Here is a 24,414-nt window from a genome sequence, read left to right as displayed (position 1 = left end):
AGGACGATAAAGTTTCGTCCTTTTTATATTCAGGCTTGACCTATTAACTAACTTTGCTTAAATGCTTTAATCTTTTGTAAATGATGAGAAATTTTCTTAAATTTATGTGTTTCCACTTCATCCCATATAATTTCATAGAATGGGGATAACACATCAGCACTGCGTCGTGAATCAAGCACGCCATCATCTTTTGATAAAAAAACTAAACAGTCACCACGATTTTTCTCACGAAAGTTCTCAACACATTTTGTTGCAATATCTTCGTATTCTTCAGGACGATCTATTTTGCCCTGCATATTTTCATAAGGAAATAGATTTGGATTAAAAATAGCCTGTTTAATACCACATAAAAAACCAATACGTTCAGACCAATAACCACCTAAACCTACACCACAAATTAAAGGCATTGGGTCTTTGCTTTCCGACACTAATTTATGCACTTCTTTTAACAAAAATTGCATATCATGACGAGGATGTAGCGTACTGTAATTAATAAAACGAACATCATCGTCAATAAACTTTAATTGCATTACTTTCTCATGATTACCTGGGCTGCTTGAATCAAAACCATGTAAATAAATAATCATTTATGACTCCTAATCATTAACATTACTGAATGTTATACCGCACTTTGCGCTATTTTGCATTTCTTTTCAAGATAAACGATCATTTGCAACGCAATATCAAGGCCGCTAGTTTTCTCGATCATTTCTAAACCAGGACTGGCATTGACTTCTAATACTAATGGGCCACGTTTTGAACGAATTAAATCAACACCAGCCACATCTAAGCCTAATATTTGTGCTGCTTGTATCGCCATCTGTTTTTCTTGCTCAGATAAAACGACCTTTTCAGCTAAACCACCTCGATGAAAATTAGCGCGAAACTCACCATTCTGCCCAATACGTTGCATACAAGCTACAACACGATCTCCAATCACAAAACAACGAATATCACACCCTTTAGCCTCTTCAATAAACTCTTGAGCAAGCACGGGGACATCTGCTTGTCTTAATGTTTCTAAAATACTCACCGCACTTTGTTTCTTTTCGGCCAAAATAACACCTATGCCCTGTGCGCCAGCTAAAGTTTTTAAAATCATAGGTGATGTCATTTTCTCTAAAGCTGGAATAGCCTGAAACTCTGGACCAGATAATAGTGACTGAGGAATCGCAACGCCATTTTCAGCTAAAACTTGTAGACTCAGCCATTTGTCTCTTGCAGTTAAAAATGCGCTTTCTGAATTTAAACAAGGTACCTTTTTAGCCGATAAATGACGTAATACGGCACATCCCATTTTAGTACTTAATGTACCAAAACGAGGAATAACTGCATCATATTGTGGTAAAAGTATTGGTTCAACCTCCATATTCGCTTGATAGTACAACTCAAAGTGCGGTCTATTTTCAGTTAATTTTAATAAACAACGATTGGGATCCAATATATCCATTTGATGTCCACTACTTTCAGCAGCTTCTTTTAAACGTTGGCAACTATATAAGCGAGGTTCGCGGCATAGCATTAATAATTTCATAACGAGTTTACTGGAAAAGAAAAGTCACATGAGAAATTGTTCTATTATACTCATCCAGCTTATACTAAAAAATAGTTTATTCTTTTTCTTTACATTAAGGTAAAATAAGCAACCTTAAATTAGATGAATTATTTTCAACCCAAAAGAGGAAATCATATGTTTGTTGTTATTTTCGGTCGCTCTGGTTGCCCATATTGTGTACGTGCTAAAAATTTAGCTGAAAAATTAAAAGAAACGGTTACTGATTTTGATTATCGCTATGTTGATATCGTCGCAGAAGGCATCACTAAAGCTGACTTATCTAAGTCAGTTGGTAAGCCTGTAGAGACTGTGCCACAAATTTTTATTGATGAAAAACCAATTGGTGGCTGTACTGATTTTGAAGCCTTAATGAAAGCACAATTTAATGTGATTGCATAAAAGATAGTACTCCCAAAATGCGATGAAAACTCATCGCATTTTTTATGCTCATGAAACAAACATAAATTTTTACTTGCATATTCACAAAAATGAATATAAATTCAAAAAATATGAATAATTATAAATTCAGGTGTAATATGCATAATACAGAATTAGTTCATTGGTTCAGACAATCCACACCTTATGTCAATATGCATAGAGGGAAAACCTTTATCATTATGCTGGATGGCGATACTATTGCTTGTCCAAATTTTATTAATATCATCAATGATATCAGTTTATTGCATAGTTTAGGCACTAAACTTGTGCTTGTCTTCGGAGCACGCTATCAAATCAATACATTATTACAACAACATCAAATTCAATCCGTTTATCATAAAAATATCCGTATCACTGATTTAACCAGTCTTGAATTAGTCAAACAAGCAGTTGGCAAATTGACTTATGATATTGTATCTCGCCTTTCATTACGTTTACCGCATTCGACGTTAATTGATGTTGTAACTGGTAATTTTGTATTAGCACAGCCAATTGGTGTGGACGACGGGGTGGATTATCAGCTAAGTGGAAAAATCCGTCGTATCAATACGGAAAGTATTCAACAGCAATTAGATCGAAATGCAATCGTCTTGATCAGCCCAATTGCCCCTTCAGTAACAGGAGAAACGTTTAATTTACCTTTTGAGGAAATTGCAACGCAAGTCGCCATAAAATTAAAAGCAGAAAAACTAATAGGTTTTTCTGGTACTCAAGGTATTCTAGATAATGACCATCAAACTATCAGTGATTTATTACCACAAGAGGCAGAATTACATTTACAGAAATTTATCACACAAAATCAATATCATTGTTCACAAGCACGCTTTTTACAAGCTGCTATCGAAGCTTGTCGATCTGGAATCAAACGTGCTCATTTAATTAGTTATGAAGAAGACGGTTCCTTACTACAAGAGTTATTTACACGTGATGGTGTAGGAACTCAACTATCGATGGAATTATCCGAAACTATTCGCTTGGCAAATATCACTGATATTCCCGCATTGCTTGAACTTATCTCCCCATTAGAACAACAAGGTATTCTTGTTAAACGTTCACGGGAACAATTAGAGATGGATATTCATAATTATACGATCATCGATCGTGATGGTGTGATTATAGCTTGTGCAGCATTAAATTGTTATCCCGTAGAAAAAATGGCTGAAATGGCTTGTGTTGCAGTACATCCAGATTACCGAAATTCATCACGAGGTGATATTTTACTTGAGGCGATTCAAAAAAGAGCTAAACAACTTAGTATTGAAAGACTTTTTGTTCTCACGACGCGTACTGTACATTGGTTCCAAGAACGTGGTTTTCAATTGGCTAATATTGAAGATTTACCACTCAAAAAACGCCAACATTATAATTACCAACGCCGCTCTAAAATCTTAATCCGTCAAATTGATTAAAAAAACAAAAGGCTAACTTTTAAAGCTCAATGTAAGTTAGCCTTTTCTTATAAATAGATTACTCTGCTGGCAAATGAGCAATCGCACAATAACCTGTATCAATACCTTCGATTTGATATTCTTCATCGCTTTCAATAAATACAGATTCGCCTTTTTTTACATAAAGTGCGGTAGAGTTTTGCAAAATTTTAAGTGAACCCTGCATAACGAGTAAAATTTCTGCACTGTTCGATTGACATTGATGCACTTCACCTTGCGTGTAACGAACGTTTGTTAACGCAAAATCTTGTGCAGGTGTTGCATAAGTAAATATTCTCGCTTCTTCTGGTGCAATTGGAATAATATTAGGCTCAACCTCACGACAATCAATAACCGATAATAGCGCGGGAATATCTACGTGTTTTGGCGTTAAACCTCCACGAATCACATTATCTGAGCAAGCCATTAATTCGATATTTTGCCCACGCAAATAAGCGTGTGGAATGCCAGCATCTTGAAAAATACCCTCACCTTCTCTTAAGTGCACAATATTAAATAGATAAAAACACACAAGTCCTGCATCTAATTTTTCTGCTGAAATCTCCATAGCATCCATAGTATATAGCAACCAATAATCAGGATTGCTTAATTCAAGCTGGTTAGCCTGATATTTAGCTCTATTTTCCTCAACAATAGGCAATAACCATCGTGCTAATTGGACTTGATCTGCTTGCATAATATCCGCATAGAAACGATGTAAATCTTGCAATTCAAGCTTTGCGACAAGCTCATTCAATGAAGGACGCGCTTTTAATGTCTCTAAAATTTGTGTTTTTGATTTAAAACCATGTAATAACCAAAAATCTGATAATGCGATCATCATTTCAGGCTTATGGTTATTATCTTTATAAGTTCTTTTGGGATCTGCCAAATTGATACCTTTAGCATTCTCCTGTATGAAGCCCTGCTCAGCTTGTTGTTTTGTAGGATGTAATTGAATAGAAAGAGGTTTAGCTACATCTAAAATTTTTAACAAATAAGGTAAATCCATGCCAAATTTATTTCTACTACGTTGACCAAGTGCGGTTGGTTTTTGGGCTAAAAACTCTGTGAGAGGTTGTAATGTTGATGATACTGAGATCATAGAAGGAGCAGACACATGGGCACCTAACCACCATTCTGCATAATGCTGTTCTTTTTTTGCCGTTATATTAAGTAGTTGCGGAATATATTCTTTTCCACCCCACGCATAATGTTGTATCTGACCTGTTAATTCATAAATTGCCATGCTGATTCCTTAATTTTTATAGCCACCAAAAAACTCAACAACTTGTTCACGGTCTTTCTCCGTCAACAAATGTACCAATAAACGTTTTCCACTTTGCATATCAATTACCAGAATATTTCCTTCTGCAAGGTTAATCTGATAAATGTTCTTATATGAGAAATAAACATTACCAAAGAAAAACCCCTGTTGCTTCAAAATTAATACAGGGGAACGAATAAACGCTGCATAAATAGTTAAAATGATCAATGTTGCTAGCAAATATAAACTTACTGCTGTAATCGATGCTTGAGTTTGATAGATAATCACAATGAGCAGCACAATAAAAATAACACCATCTTTCTTTGCCTGTTTTTTTAAATTCAGTTTCAGTAATGATTTTCCTTTCCAAAAATCCATACCAAACTGATCATAAAGTGCATAAGCAAAGAAAAATAAGATACCAATAAACAGTAATATATTAATCATAAGACGTTAGACTATTGTAATTGCAAAAAATAGTAACAAACTTACTCATTAAAGTAAAAAAGTAAATTTAACCTATAACAAAAGAGGATGAACTGCTTATTCATCCTCTTTTTTATCAATCATCATTTAGTAAGTTGTATCAATGACTACGCTAAAATACCTGTCCATGCACCAAAAATACCAATAGCAAAGAAGCCGATGATAATCCAAAGTGCATTCACTCGGTTACGCAATAACCACATACACGCAAATGTCAGTAAAAGAGGCAATAAACCAGGCATCAAACTATCTAAAATGGTCTGAATTGTTTCTACTTTAGTAGTGCCATCTTGCATCTGAATATTAGCAACAACAAATGGGACATTGATACTTGTCCATTTTTGAACAAGTGCTCCCATGATAAATAAGCCCAGAATTGAGGCACCTTCTGTTAATTTTTGAAGAAGACCACCACTCATGTCACCCACAACATCAAGACCTTTTTTATAACCATAAGTAACACCAAAGTAACGTGTTGCTAAACGTACAAGATTAAATAACACAAAGAATAAAATAGGTCCTAAAATATTACCATTAATCGCTAGACCTGCACCCAACGCTGCAAATACAGGGCGTGCTGTCCCCCAATAAATTGGATCGCCAACACCAGCTAGAGGTCCCATAAGACCGACTTTAATACCATTGATTGCAGCATCATCAATTGGCTTACCATTTGCCCGTTCTTCTTCCATTGCAATAGTGACGCCTAGCACAGGTGCGGCAACAAATGGTTGTGTATTAAAAAATTCTAAATGGCGTTTTACAGCATCTTTACGCTCTTGTGAATTTGGATCTGGATATAAGCGTTTGATAACAGGTACCATTGAATAAGCGAATCCTAATGCTTGCATACGTTCAAAGTTCCAAGAACCTTGGAAAAGATTAGAACGACGTACTACTGCGTTTAAATCGCTTTGCGTTACTTTTTTCATTTCAGTTGTCATTGTTGTAATTCCTATTAATCTAATCTGTTATCAAGCTCATTGTTACCATTATTCACAACTTGCACCACTTGTTTACTTTGATTGTATTTTGGGTGAAGCTGGATATAAAGCACTGCCATAATTGCCCCTAACACACCAAGCGCGACCAAGTTAAACTCAGTAAATGCAGCAATGACGAAACCAGCATAAAAGAATGGCATTAAATGCCCTGCACGCATCATGTTAATCACCATTGCATAACCCACAACTGCAATAAAACCACCTGCGATTTTTAAACCTGTTGTAACAACTGGAGGAATTGCATTAAGCATTTGTTGTACTGTATCTGTACCCGCGGTCATCGCAACGATTAAGGCAGGAATAGCAATACGCATTGCTTGTAATAATAATGCAGAGCGATGAATCCAATCTAGCTTGTTCAGATCACCTGTTTCAACGACTTTATCTGCCGCATGCTGGAAACCAACAGTAATAGCACGTACAACATAAGTTAATACTTGACCTGCTGCAGCAAGTGGTATGGCAATCGCAATACCTGTAGAAATATCTTGTCCTCCCACAATGACGAGGATTGTAGATACAACAGAGGCCAATGCTGCATCTGGCGCAAGTGCAGCACCAATGTTCATCCAACCCAACGCCAATAACTCTAATGTTCCCCCCACAATGATCCCCGTTTTAATATCACCGAGAACCAAACCAATTAAGGTACAAGCAATTAGTGGACGATGTGTTTGCCATTCATCGAGAATTGACCCCATACCTGACATACAGGCAACAAGGAAGACTAATATGATTTGTAAAGTTGAAATTTCCATTCTAATTTCCTTTCATGAACATCTTTATTTAAATGAGGTTATTTTTCTTCAGTAAATCCATCATATATTGACGGCTATCATTTGATACTTTACGCACATCCAGCTCAATATTCTTCGCATCAAGCACTTTAAATGCCTCAATATCTTTATCATCTACAGCAACAGCACTGGTAATCATTTTCTTACCCTCTTTATATGCCATACCACCAACGTTAATTGATTTAAACTCAACGCCAGCCTCAGATAAACGCACTACATCTGTTGGATTAGTAAACAATAACATCATACGCTCACCAGCATATTCTGGATTGTTATATACACGAATCATCTTTTCTACATTCACTACGTGTGCAGTGACACCTGGCGGTGCAACACTTTTCAACATAGTTGAGCGAACACTATCTTTCGCCACTTCATCATTAACGACAACAATACGAGTGACTTTACTTTCTTTTGTCCAACGTGTCGCAACTTGACCATGAATTAATCGATCATCAATACGTGCCAAACCGATTTCTAAATGTCCAATACCATTTGCTGTTACTACAGCTGGCTCAACAGGCTTAATAGCTGGTGTAACGTCTTGAGCAGATGATTCCTCCTCTTCTTGATAACGTAGAGCACGAACACCTGTACGACCTGTTTCAAGAGCAATTGCAACAAGCTCTTGTAAACTCGGCTCATCATCACGTGCCATAAACGTTTCAACTAACATAGGAATATTAACACCAGTCACAATATCCATATTATCCTGACCTTCCGCTACACGATTAGCTGCATTAAATGGGCTACCGCCCCAAGTATCCACTAAAAACAGCACATGATCGCAATGTGATAGTGTTGTCGCTAGCTTTTCTTGATATTTGGTCATAATCGTTTCAGCATTTTCGCCAGGAACAAAATCGATAGTCGCAACATTTTCTTGCTCCCCGATCAACATCTCTGTCGTTTTCAATAACTGCTCTGCTGCAACACCATGAGTCGCTATAATAATAGCAATAGTCATTGTTTGACTCCTTTATAAAATTAAAAATCAAATAGAGTTATTTGAATCGCGGATTATAGAGTAAAGGCAAATACAATGATGTGATTTAGATCACAATTATTGTCTATAAATAATAAAAAAAGATAACGTTAGTCACATTTTTACACAAAAATATGGAGTATTGCTTCAGTAATAATGAAGATAAAATACTTCATTTGTATATTTAAAAAATCAATCAAATTTTTTAACATTTTAATAACACAATTAACTATTTAATTAAAATATGTTTTTCATTTGTTTTTCTTGCAAAGTTCAAAAAAATCCGTAAACTACGCGCCGATTTCTTAAACAAAGAAATTCTTTCTTTCAACTTTAAAGGGCTACCAGAGAGTAGCAAAAGGTTCAAAAATGAATGACAATGTCAATAAAGATGGCTGGAAAGCCTTACTAGGATCTGCTGTAGGTTATGCTATGGATGGATTCGATCTTCTTATCCTTGGTTTCATGTTATCAGCAATTTCAGCTGATCTTGCTCTAACACCAGCGCAATCAGGCTCATTAGTAACTTGGACATTAATTGGTGCAGTTGCTGGTGGTATTATCTTTGGTGCATTGAGTGATAAATATGGTCGCATTCGAGTTTTAACTTGGACTATCGTCTTATTCGCTGTTTTCACAGGTCTTTGTGCTTTTGCACAAGGTTATTGGGATCTTCTCATTTACCGCACAATTGCAGGTATTGGACTCGGTGGTGAATTTGGTATAGGGATGGCGCTAGCAGCAGAAGCATGGCCTGCTCGACATCGTGCAAAGGCCTCTTCTTATGTTGCACTAGGTTGGCAAGTTGGCGTTTTAGGGGCTGCATTATTGACGCCATTATTACTTCCACATATTGGCTGGAGAGGCATGTTCTTAGTCGGTATTTTCCCCGCTTTTGTTGCTTGGTATTTACGCGCTAAATTACATGAGCCAGAGATTTTTGTACAAAAACAGACCGCACTTGAAAGTCAAAAAGCCTCTCGTTTAGAACCATTTAGACTCTTAATAAAAGACAAAGCAACAACTAAAATTAGTATTGGTATCGTCATTTTAACTTCAGTACAAAATTTTGGTTACTACGGTATCATGATCTGGATGCCAAACTTCTTATCAAAGCAACTAGGTTTTAGCTTAACTAAATCTGGTTTGTGGACGGCTGTCACGATTTGCGGCATGATGTTTGGTATATGGCTATTTGGTCAACTAGCTGATCGTATTGGACGTAAACCAAGCTTTTTACTCTTCCAATTCGGTGCTGTTATCAGTATTTTTACTTATTCACAAATGAGTGATCCTACTTATATGCTATTCGCAGGTGCCATATTAGGTATGTTCGTGAATGGTATGATGGGTGGATATGGCGCATTAATGTCGGAAGCTTATCCAACTCAAGCGCGTGCAACAGCACAGAATGTATTATTCAATTTAGGACGTGCAGTAGGGGGATTTGGACCGATTGTAGTAGGGGCATTAGTCTCAACATACTCTTTCCAACTAGCCATTGCTTTCTTGGCGAGCATTTATATCATTGATATGATTGCCACTATCTTCTTAATTCCTGAATTAAAAGGAAAGCAATTAGATTAAGATAAAATAAAAGCGGCTCTTTTTTAAATTAAGCCGCTTTTATTTTTTGTATTATTATTTCTTCATTAATGCTTCATGTGCTTGTTTTTGTTCTTTCATTTTTTCACGAATATCTCGGCGTTGTTGTGAGATTTCCGCGTTTCTAATCATATAATCATCTACTCGTCTTTCATAATCATCACGCATATTTTCAATAATTGCCCGTACATCAGCAATCGACATATCATCACGGATATATTGGTTTAAGTTATCTAATAGCAACACACGCTTTTGATTATCACGAATTTTACGGTTATTATCTTCACGATCTCGTGCTAATTTATTTTTTAAACGATACATACGCACATACTCTAATACTTCTTGAAATGACTGTTTATTCACATTTTCCATCATACGACTCTCTTACAATAAATAAAAATTAACTATTCCTAATTTATCTATTTTTCGCTTCCCCGTCAAAGCGTTCATTCAGTTTTTCAACATTAAATCTAAAAATAACAAAAATTCAACAAAATACCATTGCCTAGAATGAACTGAGGTGATAAAACTAACGAATTATTTTTCTCTATTTAAGGATGTGAAAATGGCAAAAGTATTTAATTTTAGTGCAGGACCTGCCATGCTACCAAGTGCAGTTTTAGCACAAGCACAAACTGAGCTGCTTAACTGGCAAGAACAACAAACCTCCGTCATGGAAGTAAGTCATCGAGGTAAATTATTTATGGAATTGGCAGCACAATCTGTCGATGATTTACGTCAACTTTACAATATACCAGAAAACTACCAGATTCTGTTCTTACAAGGCGGTGCTCGTGGTCAATTTGCGGCAATCCCAATGAATTTACTCAGCGAAAATGGTAAAGCGCTTTACCTCACAAGTGGTTATTGGTCAGCGACTGCAGCAAAAGAAGCTCGTTTATTTGGTGAGATTGATGAAATCAATATTCTTGAACAAGGTCATGAATTAAAAGTAAATAACTTGGATTTTAGCGACATTGCCACTCAATATGATTATGTCCACTACTGCCCAAATGAAACGATTAGTGGTGTCGAAATCTTTGATATACCGAAAGTTGGCAATGCAATCTTAGTTGCTGATATGTCATCTAATATTCTGTCACGTGAGATTGATATCAGTCAATTTGGTCTTATTTATGCTGGAGCACAGAAAAATCTTGGTCCAGCAGGGATTACTATTGTGATCGTGCGTGATGATCTCATTGGGCGTGCGCGTAACACCACACCGACAATTTGGAATTATGAAGTACAAAAAAATGCAGACTCCATGATCAATACACCACCTACTTTTGCTTGGTACTTATGTGCATTAGTTTTCAAACATTTATTGTCTCAGGGTGGCATGAAAGCAATGGAAAAACATAACCAAGATAAGGCTAAATTGCTTTACGACTATCTAGACCAAAGTGACTTTTATCACAATACAGTAGCAAAACAAAATCGCTCTTTAATGAATGTCACTTTTACGACAGGCCATGATGAGTTAAATGCTAAATTTGTTGCTGAAGCAACTGCAGCTGGGCTACATGCACTTAAAGGTCATAAAGTACTAGGTGGTATGCGTGCGTCGATTTATAACGCTATGCCCATTGAAGGGATTGAAGCATTGATCGCATTTATGCAGCGATTCTCATCAGAAAATAGCTAAAGTGCGGTCAATTTTTTAAACATTTTATGGGTAGATACCTCCTCTACCCACATCAATAAAAGGGAAAATATGCAATATATCAATATCGTAAATGAAGGAGTAAAACAACTTCAGCCTTATCAAGCAGGTAAACCTATCGAAGAATTAGAACGTGAATTAGGCATTTCAAACATTATTAAACTTGCCTCAAATGAAAACCCACTTGGTTTACCTGAAAGTGCTAAGCAAGCAATACAAGCTGAACTCAACAATTTAACTCGTTACCCTGACAGTAATGGATTTTATTTTAAACAAGCTGTCGCTAAAAAGTTTGGCTTAGCGCCTGAGCAAATTACGTTAGGTAATGGTTCAAACGATTTATTAGAGCTTATTGCACATACATTTGCTTCGGAAGGCGATGAAATCATGTTTTCACAATATGCATTTATCGTCTACCCATTAGTAACACAAGCTATCAATGCAAAAAAAATTGAAATCCCTGCTAAAAACTATGGCGCTGATTTAAATAGTTTTTTAAATGCGATTAGCGATAAAACTAAACTCATTTATATTGCAAATCCAAACAATCCAACAGGGACATTTTTAAGTACTGCTGAAATTGCTGAGTTTTTAAATAAGGTACCTCATCATATTATTGTTGTCCTAGATGAAGCATATACGGAATTTACGTTACCTGAAGAACGAGTTGATGCTTTTCAATTATTAGCAAAACATCCAAACCTTGTTGTCTGTCGTACATTATCTAAAGCCTATGGCTTAGCAGGTTTGCGTATCGGTTATGCAGTTTCATCTACAGAAATAGCCGATTTGTTTAACCGTGTGCGTCAACCATTTAATTGTAATAGTTTGGCTCTGGCTGCTGCGACCGCCGTCATTAATGATGAAGAATTTATTGCCAAAGTTGCAGAAAATAACCTTCAAGGATTAAAACAATTAGAAAACCTCTTTATTAGTAAAGGATTAAAATATATCGCATCAAAAGGTAACTTTGTTCTATTAGATTTACAACAACCTGCTTTGCCGATCTATGATGCATTGCTACGTAAAGGTGTTATTGTTCGTCCAGTTGGTGGATATGGATTACCAAACCATTTACGCATTAGTATCGGGCTGCCCGAAGAAAACCAGCGCTTTATTCAAGCACTAAGCGAAGTGTTAGATATTTAGCAGCACTTCTAATGTAAGGGATGAAACAAATCATGCAACAAGCAACATCAATTACTTTAAATCCAATTAATTTTATCGAAGGTGAAGTCACTTTACCCGGTTCAAAAAGTTTATCTAACCGAGCTTTACTCTTAGCTGCTCTTGCACAAGGTAAAACCACTCTCACTAATTTATTAGACAGTGATGATGTACGCCACATGCTAAATGCACTGAAACAATTAGGTGTTAACTATCAACTATCGGAAGATAAATCTATTTGTGAAGTAGATGGTTTAGGTGGACCATTTAAATGGCAAAATGGTCTAGCATTATTTTTAGGTAATGCAGGTACTGCAATGCGCCCACTGGCTGCAGCATTATGTTTATCTTCACCAGAATCTGAAGGAAAAAATGAAATTATTCTCACTGGTGAGCCTCGTATGAAAGAGCGCCCAATTAAACATTTAGTTGACGCGCTAATACAAGCTGGTGCAGATATCCAATATTTAGAACAAGAAGGCTATCCTCCCATCACAATTCGCAATACAGGTCTAAATGGGGGCACGATAAAAATAGAGGGTTCCATTTCTTCTCAATTTTTGACCGCACTTTTGATGGTCTCTCCAATGGCAAAAGCAGATACAGAAATTGAAGTTATCGGTGAATTAGTTTCAAAGCCTTATATTGATATAACATTGCATATGATGCAAACTTTTGGTGTAGAGGTTAAAAATCAAAATTATCAACGCTTTTTCATTAAAGGAAATCAGCAATATCGGTCACCTATAACATTTTTAGTTGAAGGTGATGCCTCTTCTGCCTCCTACTTCCTTGCTGCTGCTGCAATTAAAGGTAAAGTCAAAGTAAGAGGTGTTGGTAAAAACAGTATCCAAGGCGATCGCCTATTTGCCAATTCATTAGAACAAATGGGGGCTAACGTTACATGGGGCGACGATTTTATTCAAGTCGAAAAAGGTGAGCTTAAAGGGATTGATATGGACATGAACCATATCCCAGATGCCGCAATGACGATTGCGACAACAGCACTTTTTGCCAAAGGAGAAACAATCCTCCGTAATATCTATAACTGGCGAGTTAAAGAAACAGATCGTTTAGCCGCAATGGCTACCGAATTACGTAAAATTGGTGCAGACGTAGAAGAAGGTGAAGATTTTCTTCGTATTCAACCATTAGAACTAACCAAATTCCAACATGCTCAAATCGAAACCTATAATGATCATCGTATAGCAATGTGTTTTTCGCTAATCGCTCTATCCAACAGTCCAGTCACCATATTGGATCCGAATTGTACGGCAAAAACCTTCCCTACTTTTTTTACAGAGTTTCTCAAATTAGCAGAAGCAGTCAATACATAACAAAAAAGCTAAGGTTTTAACCTTAGCTTTTTAAATAAAATTTAGTAAAAACCGACCGCTCTTTTTTTATGGTTTATAGATGACTTCTACCCCTTCTTCATCTTCTTCTGACCAATCGTCCCAATCTTCATCGTCCTCATCAAATTGATGTTCAGCTAATTGTGATTGATGATAGTCATCCCACTTAAATTTCACTTCTGTATCTTGTTCAAGATCTTGTTCTTCTTGGCGTGGGTTTGCCTCAATGAAATCCATAATCTCACGACAAAGTGGTTGTACATTTTTACCTGTGACAGCTGAAATGAGATAGTAGTCATCTTCCGAACCTAAGCGCGTAGTAATCGCTTTTGCTCGCGCATGAGCGTCTTCATCACTCATTGTATCAATTTTATTAAATACCAACCAACGAGGCTTATCCTCTAATGCTTCACTATATTGAAATAATTCAGATTCAATGATCGCAATGTTATCGGCGGGATCACTTTCATCAATCGGTGCAATATCGACTAAATGGATTAAGACACGGCAACGCTCTAAATGCTTCAAAAAGCGTACTCCTAATCCTGCCCCATCAGCAGCCCCTTCAATTAACCCTGGAATATCCGCCACTACAAAACTATGATTTTCATCAACACGGACAACACCTAAGCTTGGTACTAATGTCGTAAAAGGATAATCAGCAACTTTAGGTTTAGCAGCAGAAACAGCACGAATAAAAGTCGATTTACCCGCATTAGGTAAACCAAGCATCCCAACATCAGCAAGTAGCATTAACTCTAACTGGAGATCGCGTTTCTCACCAGGTGTCCCATTCGTTTTTTGGCGCGGTGCACGATTAACTGAGGATTTAAAACGTGTGTTGCCTAAACCATGATATCCACCTTTCGCCACCAACATTTTAGCACCATGCTTTGTTAAATCCCCTAACACTTCTTTAGTATCATTATCAATCGCACGTGTCCCTACTGGTACTCGCAATGTAATATCATTACCACGATGACCTGTACAACCTGCACTACGTCCATTTTCACCACGTCCTGCCGCAAAACGTTTTTCAAAACGATAGTCAATTAATGTATTTAAGTTCTCATCTGCAATTAAATAAACATCACCACCGTCGCCACCATCACCACCATCGGGACCACCTTTGGGAATATATTTTTCACGTCGGAAGCTCACACAGCCGTTACCACCATCACCAGCTTCAACGCGGATTAGCGCCTCATCAATAAATTTCATATGTTCTCCTAACGCTTAATAAATTTATGACCAATTGCAGAAGTAATTGCACCTAATACCACAACAAATGCACCAATATAACTGATCGAGTTTAAATCTGGCTTTGTAAAACTTTGAGGATAAAAGAAATACAATAAATAAGAAAATAAAATTGTAAATAAAGGCATTAACGTAATTACAACACTGACTTTAGATACATCCCAGCGATTAAGTGCCTCTGCATAAGCACCATAACCCACTAACGTATTTAAACAACAATAAATAAAACAAAATAATGTCCAACCGTCTAATGCACTAATTTGATTAACCTCAGCAAATGGAGTAAAAACAAACATACAACCAAGGTAAATGACAAATAAAATTTGTTGTGAATTAAATTCACGTAGCATTAATTTTTGTGCAATGCCATAAATACTCCAAATTAATGCAGCAGATGCGGCTAAAAAGATACCCGTTGAATAAGCATTTACACTAAAAAAAAGTCCAAAACGATCATTAAAAAATAAAATTAACCCAATGACTAGTAGTATTAAACCTATTTTTTGATTTAAACGTAATTTCTCTTTAAAGAAGAAGACTCCAAAAATCATCATCGTAAAAGAAGATAACTGTGCAAAAATTTGTGCCATTGAAGGTTCTATATATTTTAAAGATGTATTAAATAATACAAAATTACCAGCTAAACCAATCACACCAATAATAGCCAAGAGACGATATCGTGGTAAAAATTGTGAGATCTTAGGTAATTTGTTAGTTAAACCTAAAATAATAAATAAACCTAATGCTGCGACTAAAAAACGATACCACACAATTGTCTCTGGTGTCATCACAGCTACGACTCGTTGCAATGCAATTGGCAAAGAACCCCATGCCATTACAGTAATTAATGCAAATAAAAATCCCATTAACGGTTTCTGTTGCTTCATCTTATTGCTGCCTATTTGTGATTTTTTCTAAAATTCGGTGCCCTATTGCAGAAAATAACGCTCCCGAAACAACAAGCAAAGCACCCATATAGCTTATCCAATTTAAGTCTTCATGCATAAAATGTTCTGGTGCGAGCCACTGTGAAATCTCTGAAAATATTAATGTTAGTATCGGAATTTGTGTCACTATTGCACTCACTTTAGCAACATCCCAATGATTCAATGCTTCAGCGTAAGCGCCATAAGCGATCAAAGTATTCAAACAACAATAAATCAAACAAGCAATTTGTATTATATTTAAATTTGTGACTTGCGATATTGTTGATACAGGTAAAAAAACAATGCTACAACCAATATAAATCGGTAATAAAACTTGCTGAGCTGCTAAACGCTTAGACATTAGTTTTTGGCAAATACCATAAGCAACCCAAACTAAGCTCGCACTAATACAAATAATGATGCCTTTTAAATACAGACTGAAATGTAAAAAATCAGAAAATCGCTCATTAAAGAAAAAGATTAATCCTAAAATTAATAGTAACAAACCTATCTTTTGATGAAATGCAAAATGCTCTTTAAATAACCACACACCTGTTAATATCATACCGAAAGAGGTAAAGGGGCTAAATACTTGGCTTGTCGTTGGAGGTATATATTGTAACGCTACATTATACAAGAAAAAATTTGCGGACAAACCAATAATACCTAAAAGAATCAATAGCCAATGCTGAAAGTGCAATATCGCTAAATTAGGCAATGTTTTAGTGATTTTTAAAATAAAAAACAAACCTACTGCTGCCACAGCAAATCGGAACCACACAATAGTCTGCGCATCCATAACCTTTAGCACTTGTTGTAAAGCTATTGGTAACGACCCCCACATACAAGCGGCGATAAATGCAAAAAAGAATCCGAGTAAAGGCTGTTGATTCATAAAATACTCCTACAAAAAAGCCCCGCAACTTGTGCGAGGCGTTTTTTATTTAGGAATTTGAAATTACTCAGTAATAATACTAACGTATTTACGATTTTTATCGCCTTTCACTTCAAACTTAACTTTACCATCAGCAGTTGCGAATAAAGTGTGGTCACGCCCCATACCAACGTTTGTACCAGCATGGAATTTAGTACCACGCTGACGAACAATGATGCTACCTGCTAATACAGATTCACCACCAAAACGTTTAACACCAAGGCGTTTAGCTTCAGAATCACGACCGTTACGAGTTGAACCACCAGCTTTTTTAGTTGCCATCTACTTGATCTCCCCTGAAATTATGCTTGAATCCCAGTGATTTTCACTTCTGTGAACCACTGACGATGACCTTGTTGTTTACGGCTATGTTTACGACGACGGAACTTAACGATTTTTATTTTTTCGCCACGACCGTGTGCAACAACTTCTGCCACTACTTTACTACCATTAACTAATGGTGCACCAATTTTAACATCTTCACCGTTAACGATCATTAACACTGAGTTGAACTCAACTGTTTCACCAGTTGCTACTTCAAGTTTTTCTAAACGAACTACTTGACCTTCGCTTACTCGGTGTTGTTTACCGCCACTTTGAAAAACTGCGTACATATATACTCCGCTATATAGTGCCGTAATGTTTTGTTCATTTAGCACTGCAAAAATTCATATAAATAGGTCGCAAATTCTACGCAAAAAATAACTCAAGAGCAAGCGCTTATTTACAATAAAATAAAAAAATTATGAATTTGAGTGATTTGATTTCAGAAATGACAGAAAATTCGGTACAATCTCCTCACATTTGGTCTTAAATCAATTATTACAATGATAAATCAACATAATTTAATGAGTATTGATGCAATTCAGCGCTTAATACACAGCGATATGCAAAAAATAAATGAAACGATTTTAGCACAGCTAAAATCTGATGTTGCGTTGATTAATCAGCTTGGCTATTACATTATTCAAAGTGGTGGCAAACGTATCCGTCCGATGATAGCAATCCTCGCAGCACGTGCTTTGGATTGTCACGGCGAACTCCCTGTCACTTGTGCAACATTTATTGAATTTATCCATACAGCTACATTATTACATGACGATGTCGTCGATGAGTCACAATTACGTCGAGGTAATCCAACAGCTAATGCGGAATTTGGTAATGCAGCTAGCGTATTAGTGGGTGATTTTATTTATACAAGAGCATTCCAATTAATGACACAATTGGATTCTCTACGCATTCTTAAAATTATGTCTGATGCCACTAATGTGATTGCAGAAGGGGAAGTTCAACAATTAATGAATGTGAATGACCCAGACACCACCGAAGAAAACTACATGAATGTTATCTATGGGAAAACTGCTCGCTTATTTGAGGCTGCAACTCATTGTGCTGCTATCCTTGCTCAAGCAACAGAACAACAAGAGAAAGCATTACAAAATTACGGTCGCTATTTAGGTACTGCATTTCAGTTAGTCGATGATATTTTAGACTATAGTGCCAATGCACAAGAACTAGGAAAAAATGTAGGAGATGATTTGGCTGAAGGTAAACCAACATTACCTTTATTACATGCGATGCATAATGCTTCTGACTCTCAAGCTCTATTAATTCGCAATGCGATTAAAGAAGGTGGCAAACGCGATATTTTAAACGATGTATTAGCAATTATGGCTGAACACAACTCTTTAGATTATGCGATGTTACGTGCGAAAGAAGAAGCGCAAAAAGCCGTTGACTCTATTATGATTTTACCTGATAGCGAATATAAACAAGCATTAATTTCATTGGCATATTTATCAGTAGACCGAAATTATTAAAATAAGGGCAATATTTCATCACAGCATTTTTTTGACTTTATTTGATATCTGACAAATGTCACCGTTTTAGTTTTGATATTCAGGTTATGACGGATAGCTATATTTCAGATTATAGCTAATTTTAGTAAAACATTTTTGTCATATATTACTGTTTATAACACATCGAAACTGATAACCTGATGATTATTTAAAATAACCTTTTATCTTAAATATTTGATAATTTACTGAATGATATTTATGCTGATTTCTCGACTGATTGACATCTAAGAGAAGATAATTTTCATCCTATTTCTAAAAACAATATACAATAATTGAATTATAAAAAATGACTAATCAAACTCTAACGAAAAAAACACGTAAAGGTAAAGATCCAAACGCACCTTTCGTTCGTCCCAAATTAGAATTACCTAATGGACATAACAAATTGTTATTGCACTCTTGCTGCGCACCTTGCTCTGGCGAAGTCATGGAAGCTATTCATGCTTCAGGCATCGAATTTACGATTTACTTCTATAACCCGAATATTCACCCGTTAAAGGAATATTTAATTCGCAAAGAGGAAAATATTCGTTTTGCTGAAAAATGGGGAATCCCATTTATTGATGCAGACTATGATCGTCAAAACTGGTTTGATCGTGCAAAAGGAATGGAGGATGAGCCTGAACGGGGTATTCGTTGTACTATGTGCTTTGATATGCGTTTTGAAAAAGCAGCTGAATACGCTCATAACAATGGTTTTCCTGTATTCACAAGTTGTCTAGGTATTTCTCGTTGGAAAGATATGAACCAAATCAACGGGTGCGGGCACCGTGCTGCAGAAAAATATGATGATGTAATTTATTGGGATTATAACTGGCGTAAAGGAGGTGGCTCACAACGGATGATTGAAATTAGTAAACGTGAGCGCTTCTACCAACAAGAATATTGCGGTTGTGTTTACTCATTACGTGACACAAATAGATGGCGTGAAGCTAATGGACGCCAAAAGATCGAAATTGGCAAGCTCTACTATTCTGCTGATTAACCAAACTGAAATCTGCTAAATATTCATTATCTGGGTTTCTACTTTTTAACTTGATAACCACCTTTTAAGCAAAGGTGGTTTTTTATTAACAACAAAAATAATAATAAATGTTGTCAATATCGACCGCACTTTCCTCTCTATTTATTTTATTAGCATCTCAAACTGTCAGCTAATCTTGCAATCCCTAACGCTAATTCCTGTTCTGTAATATTCAAGGCTGGAGCGAAACGCAATACATTCGGACCCGCAACTAAGATCATTAAACCATTATCTGCTGCTTTTTTTACAAACTCACTTGCTTGTCCTTGATATTTTTCAACTAACTCTGCCCCAATTAATAGCCCTTCTCCACGAATATCCTTAAACAGTTGATATTGCTGATTAATTTTCTCTAACGCCTCGACTAAACGCGCAGAAATTTGTTTCACATTATCTAAAAATGTAGGCTGAGAAATAATATCAATGACTTTGCTCGCCACTGCACAAGCCAGTGGATTTCCGCCAAACGTTGTACCATGTACACCTGGTGCAAAACTTTTTGCTATAGTATCAGTCGTTAGCATTGCACCAATTGGAAACCCATTACCTAATGCTTTCGCTGAAGTCAAAATATCAGGTACAACACCATATTTCATATATGCATAAAAATACCCTGTACGCCCAACGCCAGTTTGAACTTCATCGAATATCAATAGCACATTATGCTGAGAGCATAACTCACGTAATCCCAGTAAGAAATCGCTATTCGCTGGAATGACACCACTTTCGCCTTGAATAAGCTCAACAATGACAGCACAAGTCTGATCATCAATCACTGCTTTTACTGCATCCAAATCATTAAAAGGTAGATGAATAATATCTGCAGGTTTAGGACCAAAACCATCCGAGTATTTGGCTTGTCCACCAACACTTACTGTAAAAAAAGTACGACCGTGAAAACTTTGTTTAAATGAGATAATTTTACTTTTCTGGTAACCAAAACGATCGACAGCATAGCGACGAGCTAATTTCAATGCTGCTTCATTTGCTTCTGCGCCTGAGTTAACAAACATAACCCGATCTGCAAAAGTTTTTTCGACTAATTTGCTCGCTAAAGCTAATGTCGGCTCACTCGTAAACCAATTACTAGAATGCCATAATATTTGTCCTTGCCGCTGTAATACCTCTACGACCTCATCAGGGCAATGTCCTAAACTATTTACCGCAATACCACTCGTAAAATCAATATATTCTTTACCTGATTGATCCCAAATTCGGCAGCCTTTGCCTCTAACTGGGATAAAATCCGCAGGTATATAGTTTTGGATCATGACTTGATTAAATATTTCACGCGTATGTTGTGTCATTATATTACCCTTCCTGCTTATTTTTCTAAAGCATAGTTTAGTAAAAATATTTAGTCAATATATTTGAATAATTATTCATATTAACATATAAAAAATCCAGATAGTACATCTGGATTTTTTATATTAATTGGTTCCACCCACTGTAATTTTCTCAATTTTCAATGCAGGTTGGCCAACACCAACTGGGATACTCTGTCCTTCTTTACCACAAACACCCACTCCATGATCAATTTCAACTTGATCCGCCACCATAGAGATATTTTGCATTACTTCAATACCACTACCAATTAAAGTGGCCCCTTTTACTGGCTGAGTAATTTTCCCTTTTTCAATTAAATATGCCTCTGATGTAGAGAAAACAAATTTACCAGACGTTATATCTACCTGACCTCCACCAAAATGCGATGCAAAAATCCCACGCTCTACAGAAGCAATCAAATCATCAAACTGACTTTGTCCTGCTAACATATAAGTATTCGTCATACGTGGCATCGGCAAATGTGCATAAGATTCGCGGCGACCATTCCCTGTTGGTGCTACCCCCATTAAACGTGCATTCATTTTATCTTGCATATAGCCTTTTAAAATGCCATCTTTAATCAATACATTATATTGACCTGGCACTCCCTCATCATCCACTGTCATAGAACCTCGGCGGTTTTGTAATGTACCATCATCAACAATTGTACATAATGGTGAAGTAACAAGCTCTCCAATTTTACCTGTAAACAAAGAGCTTTCTTTACGATTAAAATCCCCTTCTAAGCCATGTCCTACTGCTTCATGCAATAAAACCCCAGGCCAACCAGCACCTAATACAACAGGCATCATCCCCGCAGGTGCTTCTATCGCATTCAAATTAACTAAAGCCTGACGTACGGCTTCTTTAGCAAAATAAACTGCTCTGATTTCACCTTGTTCACTTTCTAAAAACCAATCTAAGCTGAAGCGCCCGCCTACACCCGCGCTACCACGCTCACGTTTACCATCTTGCTCTACTAATACAGCTATCGATAAACGGACTAAAGGACGAATATCTGCGGCTAAAGTACCATCCGTTGCAACAATTAAAACCTCCTCATAAACAGAGCTTAAACTTGCAGAAACTTGTACTACGCGTGAGTCCTCACTACGAGCAATACGATCAACTAAATGTAAGAGTTCAATTTTTTTCTCTTTACTTAAACTCTCTAATGGATTAATTGCCTGATAACGTAAAATAGGCTTAACAGGATTAAAAACACTCGGCACAATAATGTTACCTTGTTTTAATTGCGCAATACCTTTCACTGCATCAGCACATTGTTGCAAACTTGCTAAATTAATTTGATCAGAGTAAGCAAAACCTGTTTTTTCACCACTTACTGCTCTGACTCCCACACCACGGTCGATATGAAATCCACCTTCTTTAATAATGCCATCTTCTAATACCCAATTTTCATCTTGGCTTAACTGAAAATAAAAATCTGCATAATCAATATGACGATGTGATAATAAATCAAATGTGTTTTGCAAGTCATTTAATGAAAGGTTAGTTGGCGCGAGTAATGTGTTACTGACTGTTTTAATCATAAATTTATATGTTCATTAATAATAGAAAAAGTGCGGTGTATTTTATGTTATTTTTGGTCATGATGAAAGGAAGTAATACTCATGTTAATATTGTGTATGGGATAGTTTAAAGCAATAAAAGATGAACCTTAGTCCATCTTTTTACCTCTCAAAGATTATTTTTAATAAACTACAGGATTAATTACATAACGACAACATCAAATTGTTCTTGGTTATAATAAACTTCTGTCTTAATTTGTACTTGTTTACCAATAAACACTTCTAATTCAGCCAACAACCCATGTGATTCTTCATTAATTAAATAATCAGCTACCGCTCTTGACGCATATACTAAAAATTGTTCACTCGAGAATAAATGATGTACTCGGATAATCTCACGCATAATTTCGTAGCAAACGGTTTCTACTGTTTTCACTCGCCCACGTCCTTGACAAGAAGGACAATCACCACATAAAACGTGCTCAAGACTTTCTCGAGTACGTTTACGTGTCATTTCGACTAAACCTAACTGTGTGAAACCATTAACATTTGTTTTCACTCGGTCTTTTGCAAGGGCTTCTTGTAACGATTCTAAAACACGATGACGGTGTTCATCTGTTTGCATATCAATAAAATCAATAATGATAATTCCACCGAGATTACGTAGTTGTAGTTGTTGGGCAATCGCTTTTGTCGCCTCAATATTTGTATTAAAAATCGTCTCCTCAAGATTACGATGCCCTACAAATGCGCCAGTATTAATGTCAATCGTGGTCATCGCCTCAGTCTGCTCAATAATTAAATAACCACCCGATTTTAAATTAACTCTCTTATTTAATGCTGTCTGAATTGCAGTTTCGACACCATAAACATCAAATAAAGGCTGATTACCTGAATAAAGTACTAACTTATCCACTAATGTTGGCATAAATTCTTCGGTAAATTGCTTTACTTCACTAAAACACAATTTAGAATCAATTCTAATTTTCTCTAAACCCGCACCAATAAAATCACGTAAAATACGCTGTGTTAAGGCTAATTCACCGTATAACATAGACTTAGTTGGATATTTAGTGCGCCGTTCTAAGACTTTACGCCATAAACGTTTTAAAAAATCAGCATCTTGCTTCAGTTCTTCTTCTGTTGTACCTTCTGCTGCAGTGCGGATAATAAAGCCACCAAGCTCATCACAAAATGGCAGCACTAACTCTTTTAGTCTTGCTCGTTCCTCTTCGCTCTCAATACGTTGAGACACACCAACATGGCTATTCTCTGGCATAAACACAAGATAACGAGAAGGCAACGTAATGTCCGTAGTTAAACGAGCTCCTTTAGTACCAAGAGGATCTTTTACAACTTGCACAACAATATCTTGTCCTTCCCGAACAAGTTCAGCAATATCTTTAACTACAAATTGTTTTTGTTCACTCTCCTCGACACATTCTGTATGTGAAACAATGTCGGACGCATGCAAAAAAGCCGCTTTCTCTAAGCCAATATCAACAAAAGCAGATTGCATACCAGGCAATACTCGTGTCACGCGACCTTTATAAATATTACCAACAATTCCACGTTTAGCTTGTCGTTCAATATGGACTTCTTTCAAAATACCCATATCGACTAAAGCAATACGAGTCTCGTTGGGGGTAACGTTGACTAATAATTCAACAGAATCCATAACTTTACCTAACTTGATAATTTTTAAAAATAAATTGCTCATTAGTCTAACGAAAAGGAAAATAGAATAATAGTGTCAAATAAGGTAAAATGTGAGCTTTCTCAAATTTTGGCACATAAAAAT

The 24,414-nt window shown here is 36.4% G+C and carries 24 protein-coding genes; 8 read left to right on the top strand and 16 right to left on the bottom strand.

The features are described from left to right. Positions 1-47: 47 nt before the first annotated feature. The gene (gene ycfP, locus DYE19_RS02635) at positions 48-587 is read right to left on the bottom strand and encodes an alpha/beta hydrolase YcfP (protein WP_115322514.1); all 540 of its coding nucleotides are present in this window, start codon (positions 585-587) and stop codon (positions 48-50) included. Between the two features lie 32 nt (positions 588-619). Then, positions 620-1,534 carry an ATP-grasp domain-containing protein gene (locus DYE19_RS02630; protein ID WP_115322513.1) on the bottom strand — a complete coding sequence of 305 codons (915 nt, stop codon included), beginning with the start codon at positions 1,532-1,534 and terminating at the stop codon, positions 620-622. A 156-nt stretch (positions 1,535-1,690) separates the two neighbouring features. Here DYE19_RS02630 and DYE19_RS02625 point away from each other — a divergent pair, with 156 nt between their 5' ends. Together DYE19_RS02625 and argA are read left to right on the top strand one after the other, a co-directional pair. Beyond that, positions 1,691-1,954, top strand: coding sequence for a GrxA family glutaredoxin (locus DYE19_RS02625; protein ID WP_115322512.1), 264 nt, complete (start codon positions 1,691-1,693; stop codon positions 1,952-1,954). Positions 1,955-2,091: 137 nt separating this feature from the next. After that, positions 2,092-3,402 (top strand): amino-acid N-acetyltransferase, encoded by a 1,311-nt coding sequence (argA, locus tag DYE19_RS02620; RefSeq protein ID WP_115322511.1) that lies wholly within the window; start codon positions 2,092-2,094, stop codon positions 3,400-3,402. Between the two features lie 58 nt (positions 3,403-3,460). On the opposite strand, the gene manA is transcribed toward argA, so the two are convergent. From manA to manX, 5 genes are all read right to left on the bottom strand, one after another. Next, a complete protein-coding gene (gene manA, locus DYE19_RS02615; protein ID WP_115322510.1) occupies positions 3,461-4,669 on the bottom strand; it encodes a mannose-6-phosphate isomerase, class I in 1,209 nt (402 codons plus the stop codon). 9 nt (positions 4,670-4,678) lie between these two features. After that, positions 4,679-5,134: a DUF986 family protein gene (locus DYE19_RS02610; protein WP_115322509.1), complete on the bottom strand. Its 456-nt coding sequence runs from the start codon at positions 5,132-5,134 to the stop codon at positions 4,679-4,681. 146 nt (positions 5,135-5,280) lie between these two features. Further along, the gene (locus DYE19_RS02605) at positions 5,281-6,117 is read right to left on the bottom strand and encodes a PTS mannose transporter subunit IID (RefSeq protein ID WP_115322508.1); all 837 of its coding nucleotides are present in this window, start codon (positions 6,115-6,117) and stop codon (positions 5,281-5,283) included. A gap of 14 nt (positions 6,118-6,131) precedes the next feature. Beyond that, entirely contained in the window at positions 6,132-6,935 is an 804-nt protein-coding gene (locus tag DYE19_RS02600; RefSeq protein ID WP_049213919.1) for a PTS mannose/fructose/sorbose transporter subunit IIC, read from the bottom strand. 28 nt (positions 6,936-6,963) lie between these two features. Next, on the bottom strand, positions 6,964-7,941 hold the full coding sequence (manX, locus tag DYE19_RS02595; protein ID WP_049213918.1) for a PTS mannose transporter subunit IIAB: 978 nt from the start codon (positions 7,939-7,941) through the stop codon (positions 6,964-6,966). Between the two features lie 387 nt (positions 7,942-8,328). Here manX and DYE19_RS02590 point away from each other — a divergent pair, with 387 nt between their 5' ends. Next, the gene (locus DYE19_RS02590) at positions 8,329-9,546 is read left to right on the top strand and encodes an MFS transporter (RefSeq protein WP_115322507.1); all 1,218 of its coding nucleotides are present in this window, start codon (positions 8,329-8,331) and stop codon (positions 9,544-9,546) included. A gap of 54 nt (positions 9,547-9,600) precedes the next feature. On the opposite strand, the gene DYE19_RS02585 is transcribed toward DYE19_RS02590, so the two are convergent. Continuing rightward, positions 9,601-9,936: a DUF496 family protein gene (locus DYE19_RS02585; protein ID WP_049213993.1), complete on the bottom strand. Its 336-nt coding sequence runs from the start codon at positions 9,934-9,936 to the stop codon at positions 9,601-9,603. A gap of 193 nt (positions 9,937-10,129) precedes the next feature. Between DYE19_RS02585 and serC the strand changes: the two genes are divergently transcribed. From serC to aroA, 3 genes are all read left to right on the top strand, one after another. Further along, positions 10,130-11,212 (top strand): 3-phosphoserine/phosphohydroxythreonine transaminase, encoded by a 1,083-nt coding sequence (serC, locus tag DYE19_RS02580; RefSeq protein WP_115322506.1) that lies wholly within the window; start codon positions 10,130-10,132, stop codon positions 11,210-11,212. A 69-nt stretch (positions 11,213-11,281) separates the two neighbouring features. Beyond that, positions 11,282-12,379 (top strand): histidinol-phosphate transaminase, encoded by a 1,098-nt coding sequence (gene hisC / locus DYE19_RS02575; protein ID WP_115322505.1) that lies wholly within the window; start codon positions 11,282-11,284, stop codon positions 12,377-12,379. A 32-nt stretch (positions 12,380-12,411) separates the two neighbouring features. Further along, positions 12,412-13,734 carry a 3-phosphoshikimate 1-carboxyvinyltransferase gene (gene aroA / locus DYE19_RS02570; protein WP_115322504.1) on the top strand — a complete coding sequence of 441 codons (1,323 nt, stop codon included), beginning with the start codon at positions 12,412-12,414 and terminating at the stop codon, positions 13,732-13,734. A 66-nt stretch (positions 13,735-13,800) separates the two neighbouring features. On the opposite strand, the gene cgtA is transcribed toward aroA, so the two are convergent. From cgtA to rplU, 5 genes are all read right to left on the bottom strand, one after another. Further along, positions 13,801-14,973 (bottom strand): Obg family GTPase CgtA, encoded by a 1,173-nt coding sequence (cgtA, locus tag DYE19_RS02565; protein ID WP_115322503.1) that lies wholly within the window; start codon positions 14,971-14,973, stop codon positions 13,801-13,803. A gap of 8 nt (positions 14,974-14,981) precedes the next feature. After that, positions 14,982-15,899, bottom strand: a complete 918-nt coding sequence (locus tag DYE19_RS02560) for a DMT family transporter (RefSeq protein ID WP_115322502.1) — start codon at positions 15,897-15,899, stop codon at positions 14,982-14,984. A 1-nt stretch (position 15,900) separates the two neighbouring features. Further along, positions 15,901-16,833, bottom strand: a complete 933-nt coding sequence (locus tag DYE19_RS02555) for a DMT family transporter (protein WP_115322501.1) — start codon at positions 16,831-16,833, stop codon at positions 15,901-15,903. Between the two features lie 63 nt (positions 16,834-16,896). Next, the gene (gene rpmA / locus DYE19_RS02550; protein ID WP_049213910.1) at positions 16,897-17,154 is read right to left on the bottom strand and encodes a 50S ribosomal protein L27; all 258 of its coding nucleotides are present in this window, start codon (positions 17,152-17,154) and stop codon (positions 16,897-16,899) included. A gap of 20 nt (positions 17,155-17,174) precedes the next feature. Next, entirely contained in the window at positions 17,175-17,486 is a 312-nt protein-coding gene (gene rplU / locus DYE19_RS02545) for a 50S ribosomal protein L21 (RefSeq protein WP_115322500.1), read from the bottom strand. A gap of 234 nt (positions 17,487-17,720) precedes the next feature. Between rplU and ispB the strand changes: the two genes are divergently transcribed. Continuing rightward, on the top strand, positions 17,721-18,692 hold the full coding sequence (gene ispB, locus DYE19_RS02540; protein ID WP_115323566.1) for an octaprenyl diphosphate synthase: 972 nt from the start codon (positions 17,721-17,723) through the stop codon (positions 18,690-18,692). A gap of 325 nt (positions 18,693-19,017) precedes the next feature. Continuing rightward, entirely contained in the window at positions 19,018-19,716 is a 699-nt protein-coding gene (locus DYE19_RS02535; RefSeq protein ID WP_049213908.1) for an epoxyqueuosine reductase QueH, read from the top strand. Positions 19,717-19,865: 149 nt separating this feature from the next. Here the strand turns inward: DYE19_RS02535 and DYE19_RS02530 are convergent, their stop codons facing one another. The 3 genes from DYE19_RS02530 to rng all read right to left on the bottom strand — a co-directional run bounded on the left by DYE19_RS02530 (position 19,866) and on the right by rng (position 24,291). Continuing rightward, positions 19,866-21,062, bottom strand: coding sequence for an aspartate aminotransferase family protein (locus DYE19_RS02530; protein WP_115322499.1), 1,197 nt, complete (start codon positions 21,060-21,062; stop codon positions 19,866-19,868). 123 nt (positions 21,063-21,185) lie between these two features. Continuing rightward, a complete protein-coding gene (gene tldD, locus DYE19_RS02525; protein ID WP_115322498.1) occupies positions 21,186-22,634 on the bottom strand; it encodes a metalloprotease TldD in 1,449 nt (482 codons plus the stop codon). A 181-nt stretch (positions 22,635-22,815) separates the two neighbouring features. Continuing rightward, positions 22,816-24,291 carry a ribonuclease G gene (gene rng / locus DYE19_RS02520; protein ID WP_115322497.1) on the bottom strand — a complete coding sequence of 492 codons (1,476 nt, stop codon included), beginning with the start codon at positions 24,289-24,291 and terminating at the stop codon, positions 22,816-22,818. Positions 24,292-24,414 lie beyond the last annotated feature (123 nt).

This window comes from Pasteurella canis (assembly GCF_900454865.1).
In the GTDB taxonomy this organism is placed as follows: Bacteria; Pseudomonadota; Gammaproteobacteria; order Enterobacterales; family Pasteurellaceae; genus Pasteurella; species Pasteurella canis.
Note: the sequence above shows the minus strand (reverse complement) of the source record. Positions and strands in the feature narration are given on the sequence as shown.

Bases quoted from the DNA above. Each gene is read 5' to 3' on its own strand.
- ycfP (WP_115322514.1), bottom strand. From the start codon at position 587: ATGATTATTTATTTACATGGTTTTGATTCAAGCAGCCCAGGTAATCAT.
- DYE19_RS02630 (WP_115322513.1), bottom strand. From the start codon at position 1,534: ATGAAATTATTAATGCTATGCCGCGAACCTCGCTTATATAGTTGCCAA.
- DYE19_RS02625 (WP_115322512.1), top strand. From the start codon at position 1,691: ATGTTTGTTGTTATTTTCGGTCGCTCTGGTTGCCCATATTGTGTACGT.
- argA (WP_115322511.1), top strand. From the start codon at position 2,092: ATGCATAATACAGAATTAGTTCATTGGTTCAGACAATCCACACCTTAT.
- manA (WP_115322510.1), bottom strand. From the start codon at position 4,669: ATGGCAATTTATGAATTAACAGGTCAGATACAACATTATGCGTGGGGT.
- DYE19_RS02610 (WP_115322509.1), bottom strand. From the start codon at position 5,134: ATGATTAATATATTACTGTTTATTGGTATCTTATTTTTCTTTGCTTAT.
- DYE19_RS02605 (WP_115322508.1), bottom strand. From the start codon at position 6,117: ATGACAACTGAAATGAAAAAAGTAACGCAAAGCGATTTAAACGCAGTA.
- DYE19_RS02600 (WP_049213919.1), bottom strand. From the start codon at position 6,935: ATGGAAATTTCAACTTTACAAATCATATTAGTCTTCCTTGTTGCCTGT.
- manX (WP_049213918.1), bottom strand. From the start codon at position 7,941: ATGACTATTGCTATTATTATAGCGACTCATGGTGTTGCAGCAGAGCAG.
- DYE19_RS02590 (WP_115322507.1), top strand. From the start codon at position 8,329: ATGAATGACAATGTCAATAAAGATGGCTGGAAAGCCTTACTAGGATCT.
- DYE19_RS02585 (WP_049213993.1), bottom strand. From the start codon at position 9,936: ATGGAAAATGTGAATAAACAGTCATTTCAAGAAGTATTAGAGTATGTG.
- serC (WP_115322506.1), top strand. From the start codon at position 10,130: ATGGCAAAAGTATTTAATTTTAGTGCAGGACCTGCCATGCTACCAAGT.
- hisC (WP_115322505.1), top strand. From the start codon at position 11,282: ATGCAATATATCAATATCGTAAATGAAGGAGTAAAACAACTTCAGCCT.
- aroA (WP_115322504.1), top strand. From the start codon at position 12,412: ATGCAACAAGCAACATCAATTACTTTAAATCCAATTAATTTTATCGAA.
- cgtA (WP_115322503.1), bottom strand. From the start codon at position 14,973: ATGAAATTTATTGATGAGGCGCTAATCCGCGTTGAAGCTGGTGATGGT.
- DYE19_RS02560 (WP_115322502.1), bottom strand. From the start codon at position 15,899: ATGAAGCAACAGAAACCGTTAATGGGATTTTTATTTGCATTAATTACT.
- DYE19_RS02555 (WP_115322501.1), bottom strand. From the start codon at position 16,833: ATGAATCAACAGCCTTTACTCGGATTCTTTTTTGCATTTATCGCCGCT.
- rpmA (WP_049213910.1), bottom strand. From the start codon at position 17,154: ATGGCAACTAAAAAAGCTGGTGGTTCAACTCGTAACGGTCGTGATTCT.
- rplU (WP_115322500.1), bottom strand. From the start codon at position 17,486: ATGTACGCAGTTTTTCAAAGTGGCGGTAAACAACACCGAGTAAGCGAA.
- ispB (WP_115323566.1), top strand. From the start codon at position 17,721: ATGAGTATTGATGCAATTCAGCGCTTAATACACAGCGATATGCAAAAA.
- DYE19_RS02535 (WP_049213908.1), top strand. From the start codon at position 19,018: ATGACTAATCAAACTCTAACGAAAAAAACACGTAAAGGTAAAGATCCA.
- DYE19_RS02530 (WP_115322499.1), bottom strand. From the start codon at position 21,062: ATGACACAACATACGCGTGAAATATTTAATCAAGTCATGATCCAAAAC.
- tldD (WP_115322498.1), bottom strand. From the start codon at position 22,634: ATGATTAAAACAGTCAGTAACACATTACTCGCGCCAACTAACCTTTCA.
- rng (WP_115322497.1), bottom strand. From the start codon at position 24,291: ATGGATTCTGTTGAATTATTAGTCAACGTTACCCCCAACGAGACTCGT.